Below are 21849 nucleotides of genomic sequence, written 5' to 3' on the forward strand. Positions count from 1 at the left end.
ATCTCTATAAGGTAACAGAGAAGGAGATTCTAGTATGGTATATTGGCTATTATTACTTGTTACAATTATTTTTGAAGTAGCTGGAACAATCGCAATGAAACTATCAAATGGTTTAACAAAGCTCGTTCCAAGTGTACTTATTTTCGTATTTTATGGAATTTGTTTCAGCGTGTTTGCTATCGTTGTGAAAAAGATCCATTTAAGTATTGCTTATGCTATTTGGTCTGGCGTTGGAACATTACTTATTACAATCATTAGTGTGTACTTTTTTAAAGAGCATATTAGTTTATTTCAAGCATTTTGTATTCTCTTTATCGTATTAGGAGTAATTGGGCTTAAAGTATCATCAGCATCATAAAAGGCTATCTTCCTGTGTGGAAGATAGCCTTTTACTTTTATCCCGCTATTTTCCGGGCAGTAAGACCCTCACCTCAAAATTCAGCGAAAGCAAAGAAGTTAGGTGGGGGATCTGGCTGCCCGGAAAAGCCTAATTGGTGAGGGCTAATTAAAATTTCACTTTATTAAAACGCCCAGTTACCTTTACGGAAGATAGGCTCATGTCTGCCATCAGCTGTAATACCGTCAATATCAAGCTCAGCTGATCCAATCATGAAGTCGTTGTGTGTGATACTAGCGTTTGCGCCGTTTTCAGCAAGTTCTTCTTTAGACATTGTTTTTCCGCCAACTAAGTTAAATGCATAAGCATTTCCGATTGCAAGGTGGCAAGATGCATTTTCGTCAAATAGTGTATTGTAGAATAAAACATTTGTGTTTGAAATTGGTGAGTCATGAGGTACTAAAGCTACTTCTCCTAAGAAGTGAGAACCTTCATCTGTTTCTACTAAATGTTTTAAAGCTTCTTCACCAGCTTCAGCTTTGTAGTCTACGATACGTCCGTTTTCAAATGTTAACGTGAAATTATCGATAATATTACCTGCAAATACTAACGGTTTTGTACTAGAAACTTGGCCGTTTACACCTGTTTTAAGTGGCATTGTAAATACTTCTTCAGTTGGAATATTAGCCATAAATGGTACGTTTTTTTCATTTAAGCTACCAGCGCCAGCCCATACATGTTTTTCTGGAAGTTCGATTGTTAAATCTGTTCCAGGACCTGTATAGTGAAGAGCTTTATAATGCTTTTCGTTTAAGTAATCCACTTTTGTATGTAATGTTTCATCATGTTCTTTCCATGCTTCTACAGGATTTTCTAAATCAGCACGAGTAGCTTTGAAAATAGCATCCCATAACTTTGCTTCTTGTTCTTCTGGCGCTACGTCAGGGAATACTTTCGCAGCCCATTCTTTCGTAGGAACAGAAATTACACACCAGCTTACTTTATCGGCTTGTACGTAATCACGGTATACTTTCATCGCTTCACCAGCTACTTTATGAGCTGTTGCGATACGCGATGGTTCTACACCTTTTAATAAATCAGGGTTTTCTGCATAGATAGACATAAATGCAGCGCCTTCTTTTGCTAATTCTTCACGAGCATGTGCTTTCCAAGAAGGAAATTCAGAGAAAGCTTCTTCAGGAGCTAGATCGAACTTTAAGCGTGTTAACGTCTCATCATTCCAATCCACATATACGTGTTTTGCACCAGATTTATATGCTTTCTCTGTAACGAGGCGTACAAATTGTACAGCTTCAAGAGGTGCGCTAATTGATAAAGTTTGTCCTGGTTGAATATTAACACCAACATTAACTGCAAGAGCTGCATATTTCTCTAACGTTTGTTCAAATGACATATGTATAATCTCCTTTAATTTGAAAGATTTCTTACTATATATAATACAAGAAAATTCTAAAAATATATATAAATATAAAGTGAAAAGAGAGCTCAAAATGTATTGAGCTCTTACATTTACTTAATTGAAGAAGCAAACTGCTCTACAGTCGTTGTATGGTGTATACGAACGCGCTTCATCTTTAACAATTCATCAGGTTCACCCTTCGTAATGAATTGTCCAGGTTTTGTTGTCGTCGCAAATTGATAATACTTCTTCGTTTCTGCAACAACCTTATCATCTACATGACCGAATGGATAAGCAATTGCGATAACAGGCTTACCTGTTATTTTTTCTAGCTTTTCTTTTGAACCTTTTAACTCTTCCTCATAGTTTGTAATTTTCGGCAAGTCTGCATGTGTGGCAGTATGAGATTGCACGGAGAAAATGCCGGAATCAACCATTTCTTTTATTTCAGAAGTAGACAATGCACCTTCTACATCAACGTTATCAACAATCATATATTCTGTTGCTGCCGGTTTAAAAGTATCATCTTTTAGCTTTTGTAAAACGCGAAATGCATTCATATTATTTTTCATACCGTCATCAAATGTAACAAAAATAGGCTTATTTACTTTATTTATATCGCCCCAGCGTTCAAACGTTAACAGCGTATAACCATTGTCCTTTAAATGTTTCATTTGTGCTTCAAAGTTAGCTGGTGATACGAATAAGTCTTTAATACCTTGACCATGATAATCATCAATTGCGTGATACATAAGAACAGGAACCTTTTGTTCGAAAGTAATAGTAGATTTCGTAAGCGGGATTGTTTTCCCATCTTCTTTCATTCCTGTTGCTTCAATTTGGAACTCACCGCGTTTTCCTTCAAATTCCTTTATATCAAAAGGAAGTGTGAATTGTTTCTCTTTTTCTTTAGAAGAAAAAGATTTAGCACTTTCCTTGCCATCAGCTGTGCGCCAAATTTTATATTGTACTTCATTTAAAGAATCTTTTATGTCTGTAATATGAATACTTGTGTTTGTAGATTCGTGTGTAACTGCATTATATGAGATTTTACCTTGTTTTTGCACAGTCTCTTCTTGTTTCTTAATCCCTTGAGCCGTTTTCTCTTTTTTAGGTTCTGGACTTACATTGTTAGTATTACAGCCTGCTAGAATGGCAGACGTACATAAAGCAATTGCTGCGTATTTTCTCATGAAAATCACCTTCTATTGTGTAGTATGTTGCATATTGACATTAAAATCCCCACCGCTATAAGAGTGGTGGGGATATACCCTTGTTCATCATATCATTTGAAGAAAATGAGGGGAATATGATTTTTAGGAGGCTATTAAGGTAATAGATTAGTGACTTTGAATAGATGTATTTTTTTGTTTTTTATTAGAATTAATAATAATATAACCGACTACAAAGATAAGAGGAATAATGAAGACATAGATAGGCATTCCCCATACATAATAGCTTTTCAGCGTTAAGACTAGTAAATGTAAGAAATCGAAAATTGCGTGGGCTTTCATAATATCCTCCAATGATTTTTTGAAAATTATAACATTTTAAACTTGTTATTTGTATAATTTGGAAAGTAATTTAAGCTAATTTTAAAGTAAGAAGAAGACTTATTGATATGCAATTTTGCATACAGATATGGATTTTATTAAAATATAAAGATTTTATACTATAATAAAAACCGCTATAAAACTAAGTAAGAATAATGTATGGAGTGGAGAATAGAAATGAAATATAAAAAAATAATATATATCTTTTTCATATCGCTATTTATAGTTGGTTGCCAAAGTGAAGTGAGTAAAGCGAATAGTGTGGAAGAGTATATTCCATTGCATCTTATGAATGCGGAAGTGACGGCGGATATTATGACACTAGAATTTCCTTATGAGATAAAAGAGAAATTAGAGAAAATAGGAAATAAAATGAGCGATAGTATTACAAATAATTTAGATTGGTATTTGAAGTATGCCGAAGAAGAAATTATACCGAAAAAAACGTTTCCTTATCATCAAAACTTAGGTATTACAAAAGAAGAATATGATTTTATGATAGATAAAATGAATAATGCAGAATATGTAAATACAAAAGACGGAAAACTCTTTTTTAAACAGAAAGATCATGAAATTCAAATTCTCTCTGATGAAAATTTGAAGCTAATTAAAAATATTCGAATTGATACAGAGAAGAATACAATTAAAACTCCTTTAGGAGAATGCGAATATGAAGGTGAAATAAAGGCGTCGGATGAACAAAAAGCTACTGGTCCATGGAGTGGGAAGATGTGGACTTTAAAAAGCGATGGATTACTTTATCATTTTTCATTAGGAAAGTTAAAAAACATAAACAAATCTATCATTTACATTTCAATAAAAGGTATATATAAAGATAGGATTATCAATACAGAAGAAGCAGTTGAATTTCACTCGATTTCATAAAGAATCAAAAAAATCACCTTACTCGTTAAAGTAAGGTGATTTTTTATTAAATAAACAGTCCAGCGATTGTCGCAGATAAAATAGAAGCAAGTGTTGATGCAAATAGCATTTTCCAACCAAATTTAGAAACAACGCTTCCTTGTTTTTCAGAAAGGGCACGGATTGTACCAACGATTGCACCAATTTGGCTAATACTTGCGAAGCTAATTAAGAATACTGTAACGATTCCAACTGTACGTGGAGCTAATGTTGTAGCTGTGTCTTTTAAATCAAGGATTGCTACAAACTCATTTAAAACAATCTTCGTACCCATAATACCACCAGCTGGGATAATATCTTGAGTTGGAATACCCATTAAGAATGCGAATGGAGAAAGTACGTAACCGAAGATTTGTTGTAAAGTAACAGCATGTCCCATTGCGCCTGAAGCTGCACTAATTACGTAGTTTACAACTTCCATCACACCGATAAAGGCGATCATTAATGCGGCAACGATACCAGCGACTTTTAAACCATCAAGCGCACCGTTAATCATTGCGCCGATAAAGCTGTCTCCGAATAGAGTTCTATCAAATTTCTGAATCACTTCATCTTCTTTTTTCGTATCAACTGGTGTTAATAACGAACAAACGATTAAGCTTGAGAATAAATTTAGCGGAAGAGCTGCTAGCACGTATTTTGCATCTAACATCATTACGTATGATGCTGTAACAGAAGCAGAAACGGAGCTCATAGCAGAACAACAAATGATAAACATACGGTTTTTATTGAAATGCTGTAAATCGTTTTTAATAACGATTAACGCTTCACTTGAACCGAAGAATACAGAGTTTACTGCGTGGAATGACTCAACGCGTGGCAAACCAGTAATTTTTGAAATTGCACCGCCGACAACACGAACGATGAATGGTAAAACACCTAAATAACTAAAGATTGAAAGTAGTGCTGAGAAAAATACGATAATTAATAATACGTTTAAGAAAAAGACAAAATCTCTGTGAATTCCATTAAAGAGAAAATCGACACCTGTCGTACCAAGTTTAATTAGTTTGTTGAAAACTTTACTAATGAAAATAATGATTTGTTGACCAACCTTTGTAGCAAACATAAACCAACCGATTAAAATTTGGAAACCAATCATAATTGCAATTGCGCGGAAGTTGATTTTACTTTTGTTGTTTGACAAAGCAAAACATAAACCTAACACGGCAAGAATACCGATAATGCTCATTACATATTGCATGTAGTTGCCCCTTTCAGAAGTTCGTATAAAGTTTGTACATAAAACGCTCGTTATATTACTAAAAATAAAAGAACGAGGTTTTATGTCATACGTAAGATGTCTGACCTTTTAGAAAAATAAAAATAAAAAAAGACCCATATGGATTCACTTTCATCTATGAGAGAAAGCTAATCAATATGAGTCCTTTTTTGCGCATAGGCTAATATTCATTAGTTTTCCCCATAGTCCAGCAATTTAAGGTTGCCGGGTAGAAACTCTCGATCCATATTATCAAGTATATATGAGGTAACATCGTCCGTATTAAATTAGTAGTAGCGTAACATTAACAGAGAAGTATCGTCAATAGCTTTTTTTCTTCCAATAGAAAAAGACCATATAAGTATGATAAAATGTAACGCAGTGTTATGAAAAAGAGAGGTCGGAAAATGAGTACTAAAATGACGCCACCAGTTGAGAAAAACGAGTTTATAGATGTAGTATTTGAAGATTTAACACATGATGGTGCCGGTGTTGCGAAAGTAAAGGGCTATCCTATTTTCGTTAAAAACGGATTACCAGGTGAAGAAGCGCAAATTAAAATTATTAAAGTGAAGAAAAACTTTGCATTTGGTCGTTTAATGAAGCTTCATAAAGAAAGTCCATATCGTAAAGATGCTGAATGCCCAGTATATAATCAGTGCGGCGGTTGTCAGCTTCAGCACTTAACTTATGAAGGACAATTACAAGCGAAAGAAAAACAAGTACGTGACGTTATGCAGCGTATCGGAGGACTAGGTGATGTTCCTGTTCATCCTGTACTTGGCATGAAGAATCCGTGGGTATACCGTAATAAAGCACAAGTACCAATCGGAGAACGTGAAGGCGGACTTGTAGCTGGTTTTTATCGCCAAGGAACGCATGACATCATTAATATGGAATCATGCTTAATTCAGGCAGAAGAAAACGATACATTAATTCAAGAAGTAAAACGTATTTGTGAAAAGCACGGTATCACTGCGTACAACGAAGAGCGTAACAAAGGAACACTTCGTCACGTAATGGCTCGTTACGGACAAGTAACAGGGGAAATTATGCTTGTCTTCATTACGCGTACAGCAGAATTGCCGAACAAAAAAGCAATCATTGAAGAAATTGCAGCGAAATTCCCAGAAGTAAAATCAATTGTTCAAAACGTAAATACGAAGCGTACGAATGTAATTTTCGGAGACAAAACGACAGTACTGTACGGGTCAGAATACATTTATGACTTTATCGGTGACATTAAATTTGCGATTTCAGCACGTTCATTCTATCAAGTAAACCCAGAGCAAACGAAAGTGCTATACGATAAAACGTTAGAATACGCAAAATTAAATGGTAACGAAACCGTAATCGATGCCTATTGCGGAATCGGATCAATCTCGTTGTTCCTAGCGCAAAAAGCGAAAAAAGTGTACGGCGTTGAAATCGTCCCAGAAGCAATTGAAGACGCAAACCGAAATGCAGCACTAAACAACATGACAAACGCTGAATTTGGTGTAGGAGAAGCAGAAGTAGTCATTCCAAAATGGTATAAAGAAGGCGTAATTGCTGACACAATGGTCGTAGATCCACCGCGTAAAGGCTGTGATGAAGCATTACTAAACACAATCATCGACATGAAACCAAAACGCGTCGTATACGTATCGTGTAACCCAGCAACATTAGCACGTGATTTAAAAGTACTAGAAGAAGGTGGATATAAAACACAGGAAGTACAACCTGTTGATATGTTCCCGCATACGACTCATGTGGAGTGTGTGGCTTGGCTTAAGTTGGTATAATAGGAAAGCAGTTGATATAGGGAAATCTATACCATCTGCTTTTTGGTTTACAAAAATACCATTCATAAGCAATTTTAGTTAAAATAAATATTGCTGATTTTCACAAATTATAAATTGAGATTTTGAAATTGTATTCATAGTGAGAGGATTTGAATTTAAAATGATAGATAATTTTTGGCGTGAATTACCACGACCATTTTTCGTACTTGCACCAATGGAAGATGTGACAGACGTTGTTTTCCGTCACGTAGTAAGTGAAGCTGGTCGTCCGGACGTATTCTTCACAGAGTTTACAAACTCGGATAGCTATTGTCATCCAGAAGGTATGAAAAGTGTACGTGGCCGTTTAATTTTTACAGAAGACGAACAACCGATGGTAGCACATATTTGGGGAGACAATCCAGAATACTTCCGTCAAATGAGTATTGGTATGGCAGAACTAGGATTTAAAGGCATCGATATTAATATGGGTTGCCCAGTACCGAATGTAGCATCAAGAGGGAAAGGTAGTGGCCTTATTCTACGTCCAGATGTTGCAGCAGAACTTATCCAAGCAGCAAAAGCGGGCGGACTACCTGTCAGTGTAAAAACAAGACTTGGCTTTAAAGAGTTAAGCGAGTGGGAAGATTGGTTAACGCACATTTTCAAACAAGATATTGCAAACCTTTCTATTCATTTACGCACAAGAGAAGAAATGAGCCAAGTAGATGCGCACTGGGAACTAATTCCGGAAATTAAAAAATTACGTGACCGTATCGCACCAAATACGTTAATAACAATCAATGGAGACATCCTTGATCGTAAAATGGGACTGGAACTTGCTGAAAAATACGGCATTGATGGCGTAATGATCGGACGAGGCATCTTCAAAAACCCATTTGCTTTTGAAAAAGAGCCAAGAGAGCATAGCAGTAAAGAGCATCTAGATCTTTTAAGACTACAACTTGATCTTCAAGATCAATATGCAGAAGTACTGCCACGCTCAATCACAGGACTTCATCGCTTCTTCAAAATTTATGTAAAAGGCTTCCCTGGAGCTGCTGAATTGAGAAATCAATTGATGAGTACGAAATCTACTGATGAGGTGCGTGCTTTGTTGGATAGGTTTGAGGATAGTGTTGGTGTGGCTCAGGATAGTGAGACGGTTTAACTTTTAAGCAGTTAAATCATTTCATATGTAGTGTATGACATGAGTGAGTTGAAAATAAGCGTAGAGCTGGAAAAGAACAGTGTATTTGAGAAATCAAAGCACTGTTCTTTTCTTTTAGTTAATGTTAATAGAGAAATCTTTTTAAAGGCATATAAAAAACACGTAAGAGCTCTGTAGATACAATGATAGAGAAAAGTTCGAGTAAGACTATAAAACATATCTTTAAAATGTTAAAGTATTAATTTAGTGGACAATAACTAAAAGGTTAGATTAAACATGATAATTTAAAGCACGTTATAGGATAAACTTTAACTGCTGAATAAATAATCAACATTTCAGGAGGCAAAACAATGGCAATGAGTAACAACGATATATTAAAAAGAGTAAGATACGCTTTAGATATAAAAGACATAGATATGGTAGAAATCTTTAAACTTGGCGGGATGGAAGTAACGAAAGAAGACGTAATTGATATGCTTACAAAAATAAAGAGGGCTCCTCAGCATGAAGCTGAAAATGATGAGGTAGCTGAAGATGAGTACGTATTAACATGCGATATGATGATGTTAGAGGCATTTTTCAATGGATTTATTACTTTAAAAAGAGGGAAGCAAGATCCGAAACCAGGACAACCGGCACCTGTACAAAGTAAAGAGAGTGCTAATAACCTTCTTCTAAAGAAAATGAAAATCGCACTATCTTTAACGAGTGAGGATGTACTTGATATATTAGATAGCGTAGGCGTTACGGTAACAAAAGGAGAGTTAGGCGCTCTATTAAGAAAAAAAGGTCATAAAAATTACAAAGAGTGCGGCGATAGATACGCAAGGAATTTCATTAAGGGATTAGGTGTAAAGTATAGAGGATAATGAGTTCGTTAAAGCAGTAAATGATATAATAGGTAGAGTAGGACGTTCGTATCCTACTCTTTTTTATTTGTAAAAATACTATGCTAGGTGATGAAATGGTACATACATATTTAGGTGAGACAATTAATTTTCATATAACTTATAAGAAGAAAAAGTCCGTGCGTCTTTTTGTGGATTCGTATGGAAATGTGGAAGTGCAGGCTCCGAAAGGGACACCTGTTGAATACTTATTCCAGTTGCTAGAGGAAAAGTGGGATTGGATTCAGACAACACGTAAGGAAATGGCGGAGCGAGCGCGTGGACCACAGGAAAAGGATTACGATCAAGGAGAAGGCTTTTTGTATTTAGGGAATACGTATCCGATACAGATTTCCCAAGATGTAAGCATTGAGCAAGACAATGCGATTTTTGAAGGGGATAAGTTACATATTTATGTGAAAGAGCTTAAGGATGAGAAAATACAGCAAGCTTTAAAACGATTTTATTATAAGCAGTGTAAAACTTTAGTAGAGAAGAGCATTAAAGTGCATCAAAGTAACTTTAAGACAAAACCACGTTCTATTCGTATTACAGATAGTAGTCGTACTTGGGGTACTTGCGATTCGAATTTACAACTAACATTCAATTGGAAGCTAGCAATGGCACCACAGCGAGTAATTGACTATGTAGTCGTTCATGAAATGTGTCATATGGTTCATTTAAATCATGATCGCTCTTTTTGGCGTCTTGTCGGGAAGATAATGCCTGATTATAAGGAAATGGAGAACTGGTTAGCTTTATCTAGTTGGAAGATGACGGTTTAGGAAGGGATTTCGATTTTTGTCGGTAAATCGATATTTCTTGTCGAATCGTGGATATATTGTGAGTTTTGATAGATATATTTTAAAAATCGTTGATATATTGTAAGTTATGATAGATATATTCGAAAAATCGTTGATATAATTTCATTTACTACAGGATTGTTCAACAAATCGAAAAGAGGAGATGTCACAAGGGACATCTCCTCTTTTCGAGTACATAGATTATTGTCCAAACTTCACAAAAAAATCCCCATCCACTTTCTCCATCTCATACCCACGATACCCTTCCGAAAGCAAAGCCTGCTGTCCACTAGCATCACTCATTAGAATACTTTGAATATCCGTCCAATCTCTTTCTTTATCTCCGCGCAATTTCTTCACAAAAACATACCGCAGACTACCACCATACTTCTCCTTCAGCGCAGCAATCTCCATCCCTTGCGCAAACTTATCCTTCAAGCTCGGAATGTTAAAAGGAGCAACGGTGCAGCATACATAATCATATTTGCTATCTTCTTTTTGTAATTCGTCCATGATGACGTTTGCTAATATTTTTTGCATCCCATTTCCTCGACAGTTCGGATGAACGTTTGAGATTTCTTGATAGATGACGCGGTGTAGTTCACTTTCTGATAGACCAATATCAAGCCCTAAATGTTCATCATCGATAGGAGGGACGAGTAGAGCGCGAAATGCGATGAGTTCGTTTTCGATAAAAGCACCGATCATCATGCCGTTTCCTTTTAGAATGTATTGAAATTCTTCTTGTGAGAGTGGTTGTAAACGACTTTTATCTTCTAGTGCTTCAACTACAATGTTTTGTAGTGATAAAATTTGTTCGATATGCTCTAGTGATAGTAATGTAACGTGAAATGATTCGTTATTTTGTTTTAATGTTCCTTCGTATAGAACCGTCATATGATAGTCCTCCTTTAGCGTACAATGTCCTGAAAGACGGTGAGTTCTTGTAATGTATCTTCGTTTATTTCAATGCCGAGTCCAGGCTTTTCGTTTAAGCGAATGAATGGTACGTCGTAATGTAAGTTTCCGATGTCTTTTGTGAATTTTAATGGCCCTGTTAGCTCTACGCTCGTAATGATTTTCTTTGAGAAAGCGACATGGAATCCTGCGGAAGAGGCAACAGATGATTCGACCATTGATCCCACTTGGCATTCAATGCCTGCCATTTCTGCTTGATGAGCGAGCTTTACAGCTGGATATATGCCGCCGCATTTCATTAGTTTTATATTCACTTTATCAGCAGCTTCTAATTTAATAATTTGGCGCATTTCACGAGAACTTTTTAATCCTTCATCAATCATAAGCGGAAGGTCTGTTTTAGAACGAATATGAGCCATGGCATCAATATCGTCCGCGATAACAGGTTGTTCAATCCAGTCAATGTTTAAATGTCCTAATGAACGTAGTGCTGTTAATGTGTTTGCGCTATTTTTCCAGCCTTGGTTTACATCAACGCGAATAGCGATGTCATTTCCTACACGTTCTCGTACAGCTTCAATACGTTTTACATCTTCTTTTACATTTGTACCAACTTTCATTTTGAAAGATCGGTAACCTTTTTGAATCATAGAAGCAGCTTCTTCAGCCATGTTTTCTGGATCGGCAATACTTAAAACGTGAGTGACAGGGAATTCTTCATGGTAGCGCCCGCCAATTAATTGATATACAGGTTGATTTAGTTTTTTGCCCATTATATCAAAACAAGCAATATCAATTGCGGCTTTCGCTGTTGGAACACCGTAAATTGTATTGTCCATCATGTCGTGTATTTTTTCGATATTCATTGGATTTTGCCCGATTAGAGCAGGGGTTAGCGTATGTTTTAAAGTATGGAAAGTACTTTCCCATGATTCACCTGTGACGTGATCATCAGCAACGCCTTCACCGTAACCGATAATACCTTCATCTGTTTCCATTTTGACGATAATAGAGGGCATATCAGAATAAGAACCATAACTAATAACAAACGGATTGCGAAGCGGTAAACGAATTGCGTAAAGATGAATAGCTGTAATTTTCATTGAATAGAAACCCCTTCCTGTTTACAATAGTTTTATACATTTGATATAGTTGACGTTAAATAGTCGTTAATTAATGATAAGGAGTTAGAGAAAATGATGATAAAAATTGCAGTTGTCGGTTCAAAGGAGTTTATGGAGAACCTTTTTCCTATTGCTCAAAAATTAGAGGGAATAGAAATTGATCCATATATTTACCTTCATCCGGCGGAATCTTCTGAACTATTAAAGTGTCTAAAGCCTTGTGATGTCATCTTTTTCTCAGGTGCTTTACCTTATTATATGGCAAAAGAAATAAGAGAACAATTACGAATTCCAAGTACATACTTACAGCAAGACGAGACAACTGTCGCATCTTCAATTCTTTCTATCATGTATCATCAAAGTATTCAACCACATAACATTTCCATCGATTTAGTAGACCGCTCGTTTATTACAAATGTGTTCCATGATATCGGTATAAAAGAAAGTCCGCAAGTGTTAGATTATGAAAATATGCTGTGGAGTAAAGATGAGATAAATAGAGTTATTGATTTTCATGTAGCTAAATATCAATCTGGAGAGGCTCATTTAGCTTTAACTAGTATTCACGCTGTTTACGATGAGCTTCAAAAAATAGGTGTTCCTTCAGAGCGTATGATTGATCCAACACAGTCGATTATACATGGGCTAAAAGATGCGAAAATAAAAGCTGAGTTAGCAAAAAGCTATTCAGCTACTGTTGGTGCTTGTATTATTTCTTCTTTAGAATTAAGAACGAGTTTGCTTGAAAAACTAGATGTCATTTCAAAAGAACTACGTGGTTCATTTAAACAAGTGGATGAAATGACATGCATTTTGTATACAACTCGTGGTGATATCGAATCAATTATTAAAACAAATGCGATAGATAACTTGTTTGCGAGCGTAGAAGGAACGATAGCTATTGGATTTGGTTATGGGAAAACCGTGAAAGAAGCGGAGCAAAATGCAAAAATTGCTCAAAGTTTTGCAAAGAATAATCCAATAGATCGTTGTTTTTATATACTAACAAGTGATAAAGATTTGTTTGGTCCGTTCCCGAAAGAACAGAGAGTACAAAGTTTGAAAAATGATAATCCGGAACTAATGAAAATAGCGAAGGAAACGAAGCTTAGTCCGGCCAACTTGTCAAAAATCATTCAATTTAGTCAATCGCATCCGTCATTGAAGTTTACAGCAGCTGATCTTTCTGAGTACTTACAAGTGACTCGAAGATCGACAGAAAGGTTGTTAAAGAAATTAGTTGATTACGGGTATGCTCATATTTGCGGCGAGGAAATGCCCTATCAACAAGGGCGACCTCGCGCACTATATGAACTGAATTTACCGCTATTTTTAAGCTTCTAGTTGAGCTTTTTGTTTCTTTAGCAGTTCTGCTTTTTCAATGTCTGATAGTTTTACAATTGTGAAGCCTGTTATACCATAAATGATTGAGATAATAGGTACGATGAAATTCAAAATAGCATAAGGGGCATATTCAAATGCACCTACGCCAAGTGTAGCGAGAATAAATACACCGCACGTATTCCAAGGAACGAAGACAGAAGTTAATGTTCCGCCATCTTCTAATGCTCTGGATAAGTTTTTTGAATGTAGTCCTTTTTCAGTGTAGGCATTTGCGTACATTCTTGAAGGGACAACAATTGAAATATATTGTTCAGAGCAAGTAAGGTTTGTTGCAAAACAAGATGCGATAGTAGAAGCGATAAGCCCTTTTGCTGATGTCGCTAACTTTAAAATTTGATTTACAATTGAGCGAAGAATACCTGTATGTTCTAATACTCCTCCGAAAGTCATAGCGACAATTGTCATAGAGACTGTATTCATCATCGAATCTAAGCCACCGCGGTTAAATAGTTCGTCTACTAGCTTGTTTCCAGTGTCTATAACAAATCCAGCTTGGAGTGCACCGACAGATGCTGAGACAGAACCACCTTGAATAAAGACTTGTGATAAGAAGCCTAAAATAATACCGACGAGAATCGCTGGTATAGCAGGGACTTTTTTAGCGACCAATACCATAACGACTACGGGTATAATGAGTAGTAAAGGTGAGATAACAAAGTTTTGTTGCAATACTTGTAACGTTTGATCGATGCTTTTCGCATCAATATTGTTAGCGCCGAAGCTTCTTCCTAAGAGAGCGTAGACGATAAGAGTAATAATTAAACCTGGAACTGTAGTAAATAACATATGACGAATGTGTGCGAATAAATCTGTATTTGTTAATCCTGCGGCTAAGTTAGTTGTATCTGAAAGCGGTGACATTTTATCGCCAAAATAAGAGCCTGAAATAATGGCACCAGCAACCATTGGAGCTGGGATTCCCATACTTAGGCCAATTCCCATTCCAGCAACACCAATTGTTCCCATTGTGGACCAAGAGCTACCAATTGCTAATGCAACGATAGAACAAATGACGGTAATGGAAACTAAAAATAGTGATGGAGTTAAAAGTTTTAAACCGTAATAAATCATCGTTGCGACGATTCCACCGCCAATCCAAGCACCAATTGTTAAGCCGACAAGAATAATAATGACGATAGCGGGTAATGCAAGACGAATCCCTTTATACATTGCTTCTTCAAGATCATTCCATTTGTAACCGTAACGCCAAGCGACAATAGAAGCAACGGTTGTACCGATAATAAGTGGAACGTGAGGGCTTTGTTTTAATACAACAATTGTAACCATCATAACTGCAACGGTAATGATAATAGGGATAATCGCTATTCCAAAAGGTATTTCTTTTTTCATAAAGTTCCTCCTTGTTACGTATGTTTGTTTGTATTTTTAGAATTGTCGTAAAATAGACGTTTATTAGGTTATGATAACTAAAAGTTTATGTAAGCGTCAACATAAAAAACAGAAAATAAGGAATGTTCTAGTTGTTTGTTTAGTTTGTAATATAGGTGAGGAGTAAGCTTTTTAAGTATTTAAAAATAAACAATTGACTTTTTTCTTAAAATTCAATATGTTCATAAAAACATCTGTTTTTCATAAGTATAATTAACCCGAATCGTTTGTAATGTGGGAAGGAGACTGGAACGTTGAAAACATTAGAACTACAAGAGCGCTTAACGGAGATTTTTCAGCATTTACACGAAAACCCTGAAGTAAGTTGGAAAGAATATGAAACGACAGCGTATATTACTGACTTTTTAAAAGAAGAAGGAATTTCATATAGAACATTTGATGATTGTCCAGGTGTAATTGCTGAGATTGAAGGCGGGAATCCAGTTATTGCGATTCGTGCTGATATGGATGCACTTTGGCAAGAAGTAGATGGAGAATTTAAAGCGAACCATTCATGTGGTCATGATGCTCATATGACTATTGTAATGGGACTTATTTTACAATTGAAAAATATGAGATGGAAAAGTGGTACGGTTAGATTTATTTTTCAGCCGGCAGAAGAGAAGGGTAATGGTGCTTTGAAGATGGTGGAGAAAGGTGCTGTAGATGATGCTGATTTCTTATTTGGTGTCCATCTAAGACCGATTGAAGAACTATCTTTGAAACAAGCAGCCCCATCTATTCGCCATGGAGCAGCAGGATTTTTAGAGGGTATGATTCATGGGGAGGATGCACACGGGGCAAGGCCACACCAAGGTGTGAATGCAATTGATGTCATTTCCATGATTAATATCGGTTTGAAAAATATTTGGCTGCCACCGCAAAGTTCTTATTCAGTAAAAATGACGAGATGTCAAGCTGGTGGCGATAATTTAAATATCATTCCGGGAAATGGTCATTTTAGTTTAGATGTAAGAGCAGAGAGTAATATACTATTAGAAGAATTAAAGAAAAAGATTGAGCATGTCATAGAATCAGCTGCATCGATGGGATCAAAAACTTCATACGAATGGATGGATCTTGCACCAGGAGCGGAGGTTTCCGAAGAAGCAGAGCGCTTTATGCGTAAAGGTATTCTCGAAGTGTATGGGGAAGAGAGATGCACAGGGCCTCTCTATACGACAGGAAGCGATGATTTCCATTACTATACAGTGAAAAGACCACATTTAAAAGCTGTCATGCTTGGACTAGGAGCAGACCTACAACCTGGATTACACCATCCGTATATGAGGTTTGATCATAGTTGTATTATGGATGGGGTAGAAATATTGAAACAAACTGTATTGAAAGTGTTAGAAGACAGGGGCTAGAGAGCTCCTGTTTTTTTGTCGTGAATTGTCAGTAAATCGATATATTTGAAAAACCGTTGATATATTTTGAGTTATGATAGATATATTGAGAAAATCGTTGATATATTTGAAGTTACGATAGATATATTAAGAAAATCGTTAATATAATTTCACGTACCTATTAATTTGATGAAAAATGACCCTCCAGTACATGGTGTATAATAATAAGTACCATTTTTTAATAGGAGAAAACGAATGAACGAACAATATTACGATGCAGTTTTACATATAAAAACAGTCGGTGAGCAAAAAGGGTTTAACAAGTCTATGCATTATCACCGCTATGAACCGACGCCGTATAGCGGGTTAGATGAGTTATTGAATCAATATGAAATACGAAGTAGCGACCGAATTGTAGACTTTGGGTGTGGAAAAGGGCGATTAAACTTTTATATGCATCATAAATGTGGTGCTTCAGCAGTTGGAATTGAAATGAATGAAGAGTTTTATAAAGAAGCGATGGATAATCGGGATCGTTATGCACGAAAGGCACGAAACAGTAAGGGGAAAATTCAATTCCAATGTTGTTTAGCGCAGGAATATGAGGTTGATCCACGCGATAACCGTTTTTATTTCTTTAATCCATTTTCTGTACAAGTGTTTATGAATGTAGTAAATAACATTTTGCTTTCAGTAGAAGAAACGGGGAGAGAAGTGGATATTATTTTATATTATCCTTCTGAGGACTATATTTTCTTCTTAGAAAATCAGACTGCGTTTGAGTTGAAGCAAGAAGTTAGATTGCCAGGTGCTTATGAGAAGAATGGGAATGAGAGGTTTTTAGTGTATAGATTGGAGTGTTAATGTATGGGTGCTTGGGGAGTAGCACTATTATCAGACGATATTGCTGAAGATATTAAGTTACTGTATAAGGATTTGTTAGCAAATGAATATTCAAATGAGGACGCAAGTAGGATTGTAATTGAGGAATACAAGAATGAATTAGATGATGAAGAGACTATTGTTTTTTGGTTGGTATTTTCTTCCATACAATGGAAGTTAGGGAGACTTCAAGAGAATGTTAAGCAGGAGGCATTGCAAATAATAGAAAGTGGTGCAGATTTAGCCCGTTGGGAAGAAGAACCTAAATTACAGAAGAAACGTGAAGTAGTTTTAAATAAACTAAGAGAGCAATTACATTCTCGGCAGCCAGAAGCTAAAAAAGTGCCGAAAAGATTTATAGCTAATACTTCTTTAAAAGCAGGTGATGCTGTTAGTTATGAATTAGTATCAGGGAGTTGTATTATTCTTAAAGTCATTGAGATTATTGAGGAATGGCACGGAGATAGGTATCCTCTATTTGAAATATGTGACTGGGAAGGCAAAGAAGTTCCTTCAAAGGAACAAATTAACCAATTTGGTTTAAAGAAAAGGATTTATGAAGATGGAAAGCAAGAAATGATGAAACTTGCTATTTATCCTTCAGGAAAAAGAGATAATCCAACTAAGAGAATGCAAATAGTAGCAGAAAATGTAAAAGTAGTATTGAATGTAGGTACACCTTATACAGTAATGAGTTGGAAGGAACTTGATAACTATTTACATGAAATATAATAAAAAAGACGCGCTACCAATAGGTAGCGCGTCTTTTTTATTAGTTACGGATTAAGTAATCAAATGCACCTAAAGCTGCGTTTGCACCTGAACCCATAGAGATGATGATTTGTTTGTACGGATTATTTGTACAGTCACCTGCAGCAAACACTCCTGGTACGTTTGTAGCGCCGTGCTTGTCTGTTACGATTTCACCGCGAACGCGTTCAACTGTTTCGCCTAACCAGTCTGTGTTTGGCACAAGACCGATTTGTACGAATACACCTTGTAACTCAACGTGATGAACTTCTTCAGTTTCACGATCGATGTAAGAAATACCGTTTACTTTATCAGTACCAGTGATTTCTTTCGTTTGAACGTTTTTCAGAACAGTTACGTTTGGTAAGCTGTTAAGACGCTCTTGTAATACAGCATCAGCTTTTAATTCTGGCATGAATTCAAGAACAGTTACGTGCTTAACGATACCTGCTAAGTCGATAGCTGCTTCAATACCAGAGTTACCTCCACCGATAACTGCTACGTCTTTTCCAGTGAATAATGGACCGTCACAGTGTGGGCAATATGCTACACCTTTATTTTTGAACTCAGCTTCACCTGGTACGCCAACATTACGCCAGCGAGCACCTGTAGAAACGATTACGCTCTTACTTTTCAGAATAGCGCCGTTTTCAAGTTCCACTTCAATAAGTTCTTTTTTCTCTAAACGTTTCGCACGTTGTAGATTCATTACATCGATGTCGTATTCTTTTACGTGTTCTTCAAGGCTTGCTACTAGCTTAGGACCTTCAGTCTTTTTTACGCTGATGAAGTTCTCAATGCCCATAGTATCCATTACTTGACCACCGAAGCGCTCAGCAACGATACCAGTGCGGATGCCTTTACGTGCTGCGTAAATTGCTGCACTTGCACCAGCAGGGCCGCCACCAACAACAAGAACATCGTATGGATCTTTATCAGAAAGCTCTGATGCATCTGGACCGTTACCCATTTTAGCTAAAATTTCTTCAAGTGTCATACGACCGCTTCCGAAAGATTCGCCGTTTAGGTAAACAGTTGGTACTGCCATGATGTCTTTGCTTTCTACTTCCTCTTTGAATGCAGCGCCATCAATCATAGTATGTGTAATACCAGGGTTAAGAACGCTCATTACGTTAAGAGCTTGTACAACATCAGGACAGTTATGACAACTTAGGCTGATATAAGATTCAAAATGATATTCGCCTTGAATGTTTTTAATTTGATCGATTAATTTTTGTTCAACTTTTGGAGCGCGTCCACTTACTTGTAGTAAAGCTAACACTAATGATGTAAATTCGTGTCCTAATGGAATACCAGCGAATACGACACCAGTGTCTTCACCAGGGCGGTTTACGCTAAAGCTTGGTGTTCTCTCTAATTCAACTTTTTCTACTGTAATCTTAGATGACATAGTAGCTAATTCGTCTACTAGAGCTAACATATCTTTAGATACGTTATCGTCTCCTGCGCTTACTTTAAGTAAAATATCGTTCTCCATTAATTGAAGGTATTGGGATAGTTGTGTTTTTATATCTGCATCTAGTATCATTTTGATCGAACTCCTTAGATTTTGCCTACAAGGTCAAGGCTTGGTTTAAGTGTTGCAGAACCCTCTTGCCATTTAGCTGGGCAAACTTCACCTGGGTTGTTACGTACGTATTGAGCAGCTTTAATTTTGTTAACAAGAATGCTTGCGTCACGGCCGATACCGTCAGCATTGATTTCCATAGATTGGATAACGCCGTCTGGATCGATGATGAATGTACCACGAGCAGCAAGACCTTCTTCTTCCATTAAAACGTTGAAGTTTGTAGTGATTGTGCGAGTTGGGTCACCAATCATGATGTACTCGATTTTGCCGATAGTTTCTGAGCTATCATGCCATGCTTTGTGAGTGAAGTGAGTGTCTGTAGATACAGAGTATACTTCAACGCCTAAGTCTTTTAGAGTTGCGTATTGGTTTTGTAAGTCTTCAAGTTCAGTTGGGCAAACGAATGTGAAGTCAGCTGGGTAGAAACAAACTACACTCCATTTTCCTTTTAAACTTTCGTCAGTAACTTGGATAAATTCTCCATTATGGTAAGCATTAGCTTTAAACGGTTTTACTTCTGTGCCGATTAATAACATATTAAAATTCCTCCTAAATGTTGGTTTTGAGCATCAAAAAATAGTGTGCTCATAAAATATATTTTTTAATTAACTATAATAATTCTAATTCGATATTAATTATCATATAGAAGTGGTTATTTTGTCAAGAGAATAAACCAACTTTATACCGATTTAATTAATATTTATTCTCAATTAAGGCTAACAGAGAATGGAAAGGTAACTTTAAGTTTATAAATTTTCAATGATTGTTTGAAAGAGTAGTGTGTATGTTAGAGATGTGGTGTAAGTGTAAATTCTTAGGAAGGAAATATTTCTTAGAAGTTATGTATTTGAAAAGGAACTGCTTATTTCTATTTTATAAAGAATTGTGCGATAAATAAAATAAAATGAATCGAAATCTTTTTGAACAATTTTTGTCATCTCGAATATATAATTAGGAAGTATATTACGCTGATAGTTAGAAATATTGACTCAAAGTGCTAACGAGATATAATAAAACCTAGATATACCTTTCAAAAAGAAGAATACATATTTATAGGATGAAAAAATTCAACCTATTATTTTTTATAGCTTTTAGTAAACGCTTACAATTGGTGTGGAGGGGAAACCATGTCTAAGTTCACAAAGTATTTTTTAATGGAAGCTAAAGATGTGATTGCATATGTGAAAGAGAAATTATCTAAGTTTGAACATGCAAAGGGGCTAAAGTGTAAAGAAATAGGTGATGGCAATTTAAATTATGTGTTCCGCGTTTGGGATGAAAAAGAGAACATGTCTGTCATCGTAAAGCAAGCTGGGGATACAGCTCGCATTTCAGATGAGTTTAAGTTGTCGACGAATCGTATTCGCATAGAATCAGATGTTTTGCAGTTAGAGGATGAGTTAGCACCTGGACTTGTTCCTAAGGTGTATTTATTTGATAGTGTGATGAACTGTTGCGTAATGGAAGATTTATCGAATCACACAATATTACGTACAGCACTTATAAATCATCAAATATTTCCGCGGCTTGCTGACGACTTAACTACTTTTATGGTAAATACACTTTTATTAACATCGGATGTTGTAATGAATCATAAAGAGAAGAAGGAACTTGTGAAGAATTATATAAATCCTGAATTATGTGAGATTACAGAGGACCTCGTATATTCAGAACCATTTACAAATCATAATAAGCGTAATGAGTTATTTCCTTTAAATGAGGGATGGATTAGGGAGCATATTTATAGTGATAAAGAGCTTCGTATGGAAGTAGCGAAACGTAAATTTTCTTTTATGACGAATGCACAGGCATTGCTTCATGGTGATTTACATACTGGTTCTGTTTTTGTAAGAGATGATTCTACAAAGGTTATTGATCCTGAGTTTGCTTTTTATGGACCTATGGGATATGACGTCGGGAATGTAATGGCGAATTTAATGTTTGCTTGGGTGAATGCAGATGCAACGATGCTACCTGGAGCTGAGAAAGATACGTATATGGATTGGTTACAAACTACGATGGTAGAGGTAATTGATTTATTTAAGAAGAAGTTTTTAGATGCTTGGGATATTCATGTGACCGAGATTATGGCGAAGGAAGAAGGCTTTAACGAAGCCTATTTACAATCTGTATTAGAGGATACAGCTGCAGTGACAGGTCTTGAATTAATCCGCCGTATTGTTGGATTAGCGAAAGTAAAAGATATTACTTGTATTGAGAATGAGGAAGCACGTGCTAGAGCGGAGCGAATTTGTCTTAAAGTAGCGAAGAGTTTTATTTTACGAGCGAATCAATATAGAACGGGTACAAGTTTTGTAGAAACGTTAAAAGAACAGTCAATGCACTACGCGGAGTAAGGGGA

At 36.2% G+C, this 21849-nt stretch carries 20 protein-coding genes and 1 riboswitch; of the genes, 11 read left to right on the top strand and 9 right to left on the bottom strand.

From position 1 onward, the window contains the following. Positions 1-34: 34 nt before the first annotated feature. On the top strand, positions 35-358 hold the full coding sequence (locus ACTJJY_RS24070) for a DMT family transporter (protein WP_000263262.1): 324 nt from the start codon (positions 35-37) through the stop codon (positions 356-358). 163 nt (positions 359-521) lie between these two features. On the opposite strand, the gene ACTJJY_RS24075 is transcribed toward ACTJJY_RS24070, so the two are convergent. The 3 genes from ACTJJY_RS24075 to ACTJJY_RS24085 form a co-directional block, all read right to left on the bottom strand. Next, positions 522-1751, bottom strand: a complete 1230-nt coding sequence (locus ACTJJY_RS24075) for an aminopeptidase (RefSeq protein WP_440606735.1) — start codon at positions 1749-1751, stop codon at positions 522-524. A 116-nt stretch (positions 1752-1867) separates the two neighbouring features. Beyond that, positions 1868-2950: a polysaccharide deacetylase family protein gene (locus ACTJJY_RS24080; RefSeq protein WP_089170317.1), complete on the bottom strand. Its 1083-nt coding sequence runs from the start codon at positions 2948-2950 to the stop codon at positions 1868-1870. 147 nt (positions 2951-3097) lie between these two features. Next, a complete protein-coding gene (locus ACTJJY_RS24085; protein WP_000643592.1) occupies positions 3098-3271 on the bottom strand; it encodes a hypothetical protein in 174 nt (57 codons plus the stop codon). Positions 3272-3487: 216 nt separating this feature from the next. Here ACTJJY_RS24085 and ACTJJY_RS24090 point away from each other — a divergent pair, with 216 nt between their 5' ends. Beyond that, positions 3488-4195, top strand: a complete 708-nt coding sequence (locus ACTJJY_RS24090; protein WP_440606736.1) for a hypothetical protein — start codon at positions 3488-3490, stop codon at positions 4193-4195. A 46-nt stretch (positions 4196-4241) separates the two neighbouring features. Here the strand turns inward: ACTJJY_RS24090 and ACTJJY_RS24095 are convergent, their stop codons facing one another. Beyond that, positions 4242-5438 (bottom strand): NupC/NupG family nucleoside CNT transporter, encoded by a 1197-nt coding sequence (locus ACTJJY_RS24095; RefSeq protein WP_001200494.1) that lies wholly within the window; start codon positions 5436-5438, stop codon positions 4242-4244. A gap of 202 nt (positions 5439-5640) precedes the next feature. Beyond that, a riboswitch (purine riboswitch) is annotated at positions 5641-5742 on the bottom strand. 121 nt (positions 5743-5863) lie between these two features. On the opposite strand from ACTJJY_RS24095, the gene rlmD reads away from it, so the two are divergent. From rlmD to ACTJJY_RS24115, 4 genes are all read left to right on the top strand, one after another. Continuing rightward, positions 5864-7240, top strand: a complete 1377-nt coding sequence (gene rlmD, locus ACTJJY_RS24100; RefSeq protein WP_440606737.1) for a 23S rRNA (uracil(1939)-C(5))-methyltransferase RlmD — start codon at positions 5864-5866, stop codon at positions 7238-7240. Positions 7241-7400: 160 nt separating this feature from the next. Next, complete coding sequence (locus tag ACTJJY_RS24105; RefSeq protein ID WP_016083712.1) at positions 7401-8390, top strand: tRNA dihydrouridine synthase; 990 nt, start codon at positions 7401-7403, stop codon at positions 8388-8390. Between the two features lie 350 nt (positions 8391-8740). Further along, entirely contained in the window at positions 8741-9259 is a 519-nt protein-coding gene (locus ACTJJY_RS24110) for a DUF1456 family protein (RefSeq protein ID WP_440606738.1), read from the top strand. A gap of 95 nt (positions 9260-9354) precedes the next feature. Then, positions 9355-10062: a M48 family metallopeptidase gene (locus ACTJJY_RS24115; RefSeq protein ID WP_440606739.1), complete on the top strand. Its 708-nt coding sequence runs from the start codon at positions 9355-9357 to the stop codon at positions 10060-10062. 219 nt (positions 10063-10281) lie between these two features. Here ACTJJY_RS24115 and ACTJJY_RS24120 read toward each other — a convergent pair whose 3' ends face one another. Both ACTJJY_RS24120 and ACTJJY_RS24125 read right to left on the bottom strand, forming a co-directional pair. Next, positions 10282-10977, bottom strand: coding sequence for a GNAT family N-acetyltransferase (locus ACTJJY_RS24120; RefSeq protein WP_440606740.1), 696 nt, complete (start codon positions 10975-10977; stop codon positions 10282-10284). Positions 10978-10991: 14 nt separating this feature from the next. Beyond that, complete coding sequence (locus tag ACTJJY_RS24125; RefSeq protein WP_440606741.1) at positions 10992-12101, bottom strand: mandelate racemase/muconate lactonizing enzyme family protein; 1110 nt, start codon at positions 12099-12101, stop codon at positions 10992-10994. A 93-nt stretch (positions 12102-12194) separates the two neighbouring features. On the opposite strand from ACTJJY_RS24125, the gene ACTJJY_RS24130 reads away from it, so the two are divergent. After that, positions 12195-13466, top strand: a complete 1272-nt coding sequence (locus tag ACTJJY_RS24130) for a hypothetical protein (RefSeq protein WP_000972811.1) — start codon at positions 12195-12197, stop codon at positions 13464-13466. Here the strand turns inward: ACTJJY_RS24130 and nhaC are convergent. Beyond that, positions 13455-14876 carry a Na+/H+ antiporter NhaC gene (nhaC, locus tag ACTJJY_RS24135; RefSeq protein ID WP_440606742.1) on the bottom strand — a complete coding sequence of 474 codons (1422 nt, stop codon included), beginning with the start codon at positions 14874-14876 and terminating at the stop codon, positions 13455-13457. The two genes, ACTJJY_RS24130 and nhaC, sit on opposite strands and share 12 nt — an antisense overlap. Before the next feature lie 293 nt (positions 14877-15169). Between nhaC and ACTJJY_RS24140 the strand changes: the two genes are divergently transcribed. The 3 genes from ACTJJY_RS24140 (at position 15170) to ACTJJY_RS24150 (ending at position 17878) form a co-directional block, all read left to right on the top strand. After that, positions 15170-16285 carry a M20 peptidase aminoacylase family protein gene (locus tag ACTJJY_RS24140; protein ID WP_440606743.1) on the top strand — a complete coding sequence of 372 codons (1116 nt, stop codon included), beginning with the start codon at positions 15170-15172 and terminating at the stop codon, positions 16283-16285. A gap of 234 nt (positions 16286-16519) precedes the next feature. After that, the gene (locus tag ACTJJY_RS24145; protein ID WP_440606744.1) at positions 16520-17128 is read left to right on the top strand and encodes an SAM-dependent methyltransferase; all 609 of its coding nucleotides are present in this window, start codon (positions 16520-16522) and stop codon (positions 17126-17128) included. 3 nt (positions 17129-17131) lie between these two features. Next, positions 17132-17878 carry a hypothetical protein gene (locus ACTJJY_RS24150; protein WP_000501509.1) on the top strand — a complete coding sequence of 249 codons (747 nt, stop codon included), beginning with the start codon at positions 17132-17134 and terminating at the stop codon, positions 17876-17878. Between the two features lie 40 nt (positions 17879-17918). Here ACTJJY_RS24150 and ahpF read toward each other — a convergent pair whose 3' ends face one another. Beyond that, positions 17919-19445 carry an alkyl hydroperoxide reductase subunit F gene (ahpF, locus tag ACTJJY_RS24155; RefSeq protein ID WP_000599501.1) on the bottom strand — a complete coding sequence of 509 codons (1527 nt, stop codon included), beginning with the start codon at positions 19443-19445 and terminating at the stop codon, positions 17919-17921. 14 nt (positions 19446-19459) lie between these two features. Beyond that, positions 19460-20023 carry an alkyl hydroperoxide reductase subunit C gene (gene ahpC, locus ACTJJY_RS24160; RefSeq protein WP_000924420.1) on the bottom strand — a complete coding sequence of 188 codons (564 nt, stop codon included), beginning with the start codon at positions 20021-20023 and terminating at the stop codon, positions 19460-19462. Positions 20024-20614: 591 nt separating this feature from the next. On the opposite strand from ahpC, the gene mtnK reads away from it, so the two are divergent. Further along, on the top strand, positions 20615-21844 hold the full coding sequence (gene mtnK / locus ACTJJY_RS24165) for an S-methyl-5-thioribose kinase (RefSeq protein ID WP_324659830.1): 1230 nt from the start codon (positions 20615-20617) through the stop codon (positions 21842-21844). The last annotated feature ends 5 nt before the right edge of the window (positions 21845-21849 follow it).

Origin of the sequence: Bacillus sp. 22475, assembly GCF_052044835.1 — a bacterium.
In the GTDB taxonomy this organism is placed as follows: Bacteria; Bacillota; Bacilli; order Bacillales; family Bacillaceae_G; genus Bacillus_A; species Bacillus_A cereus.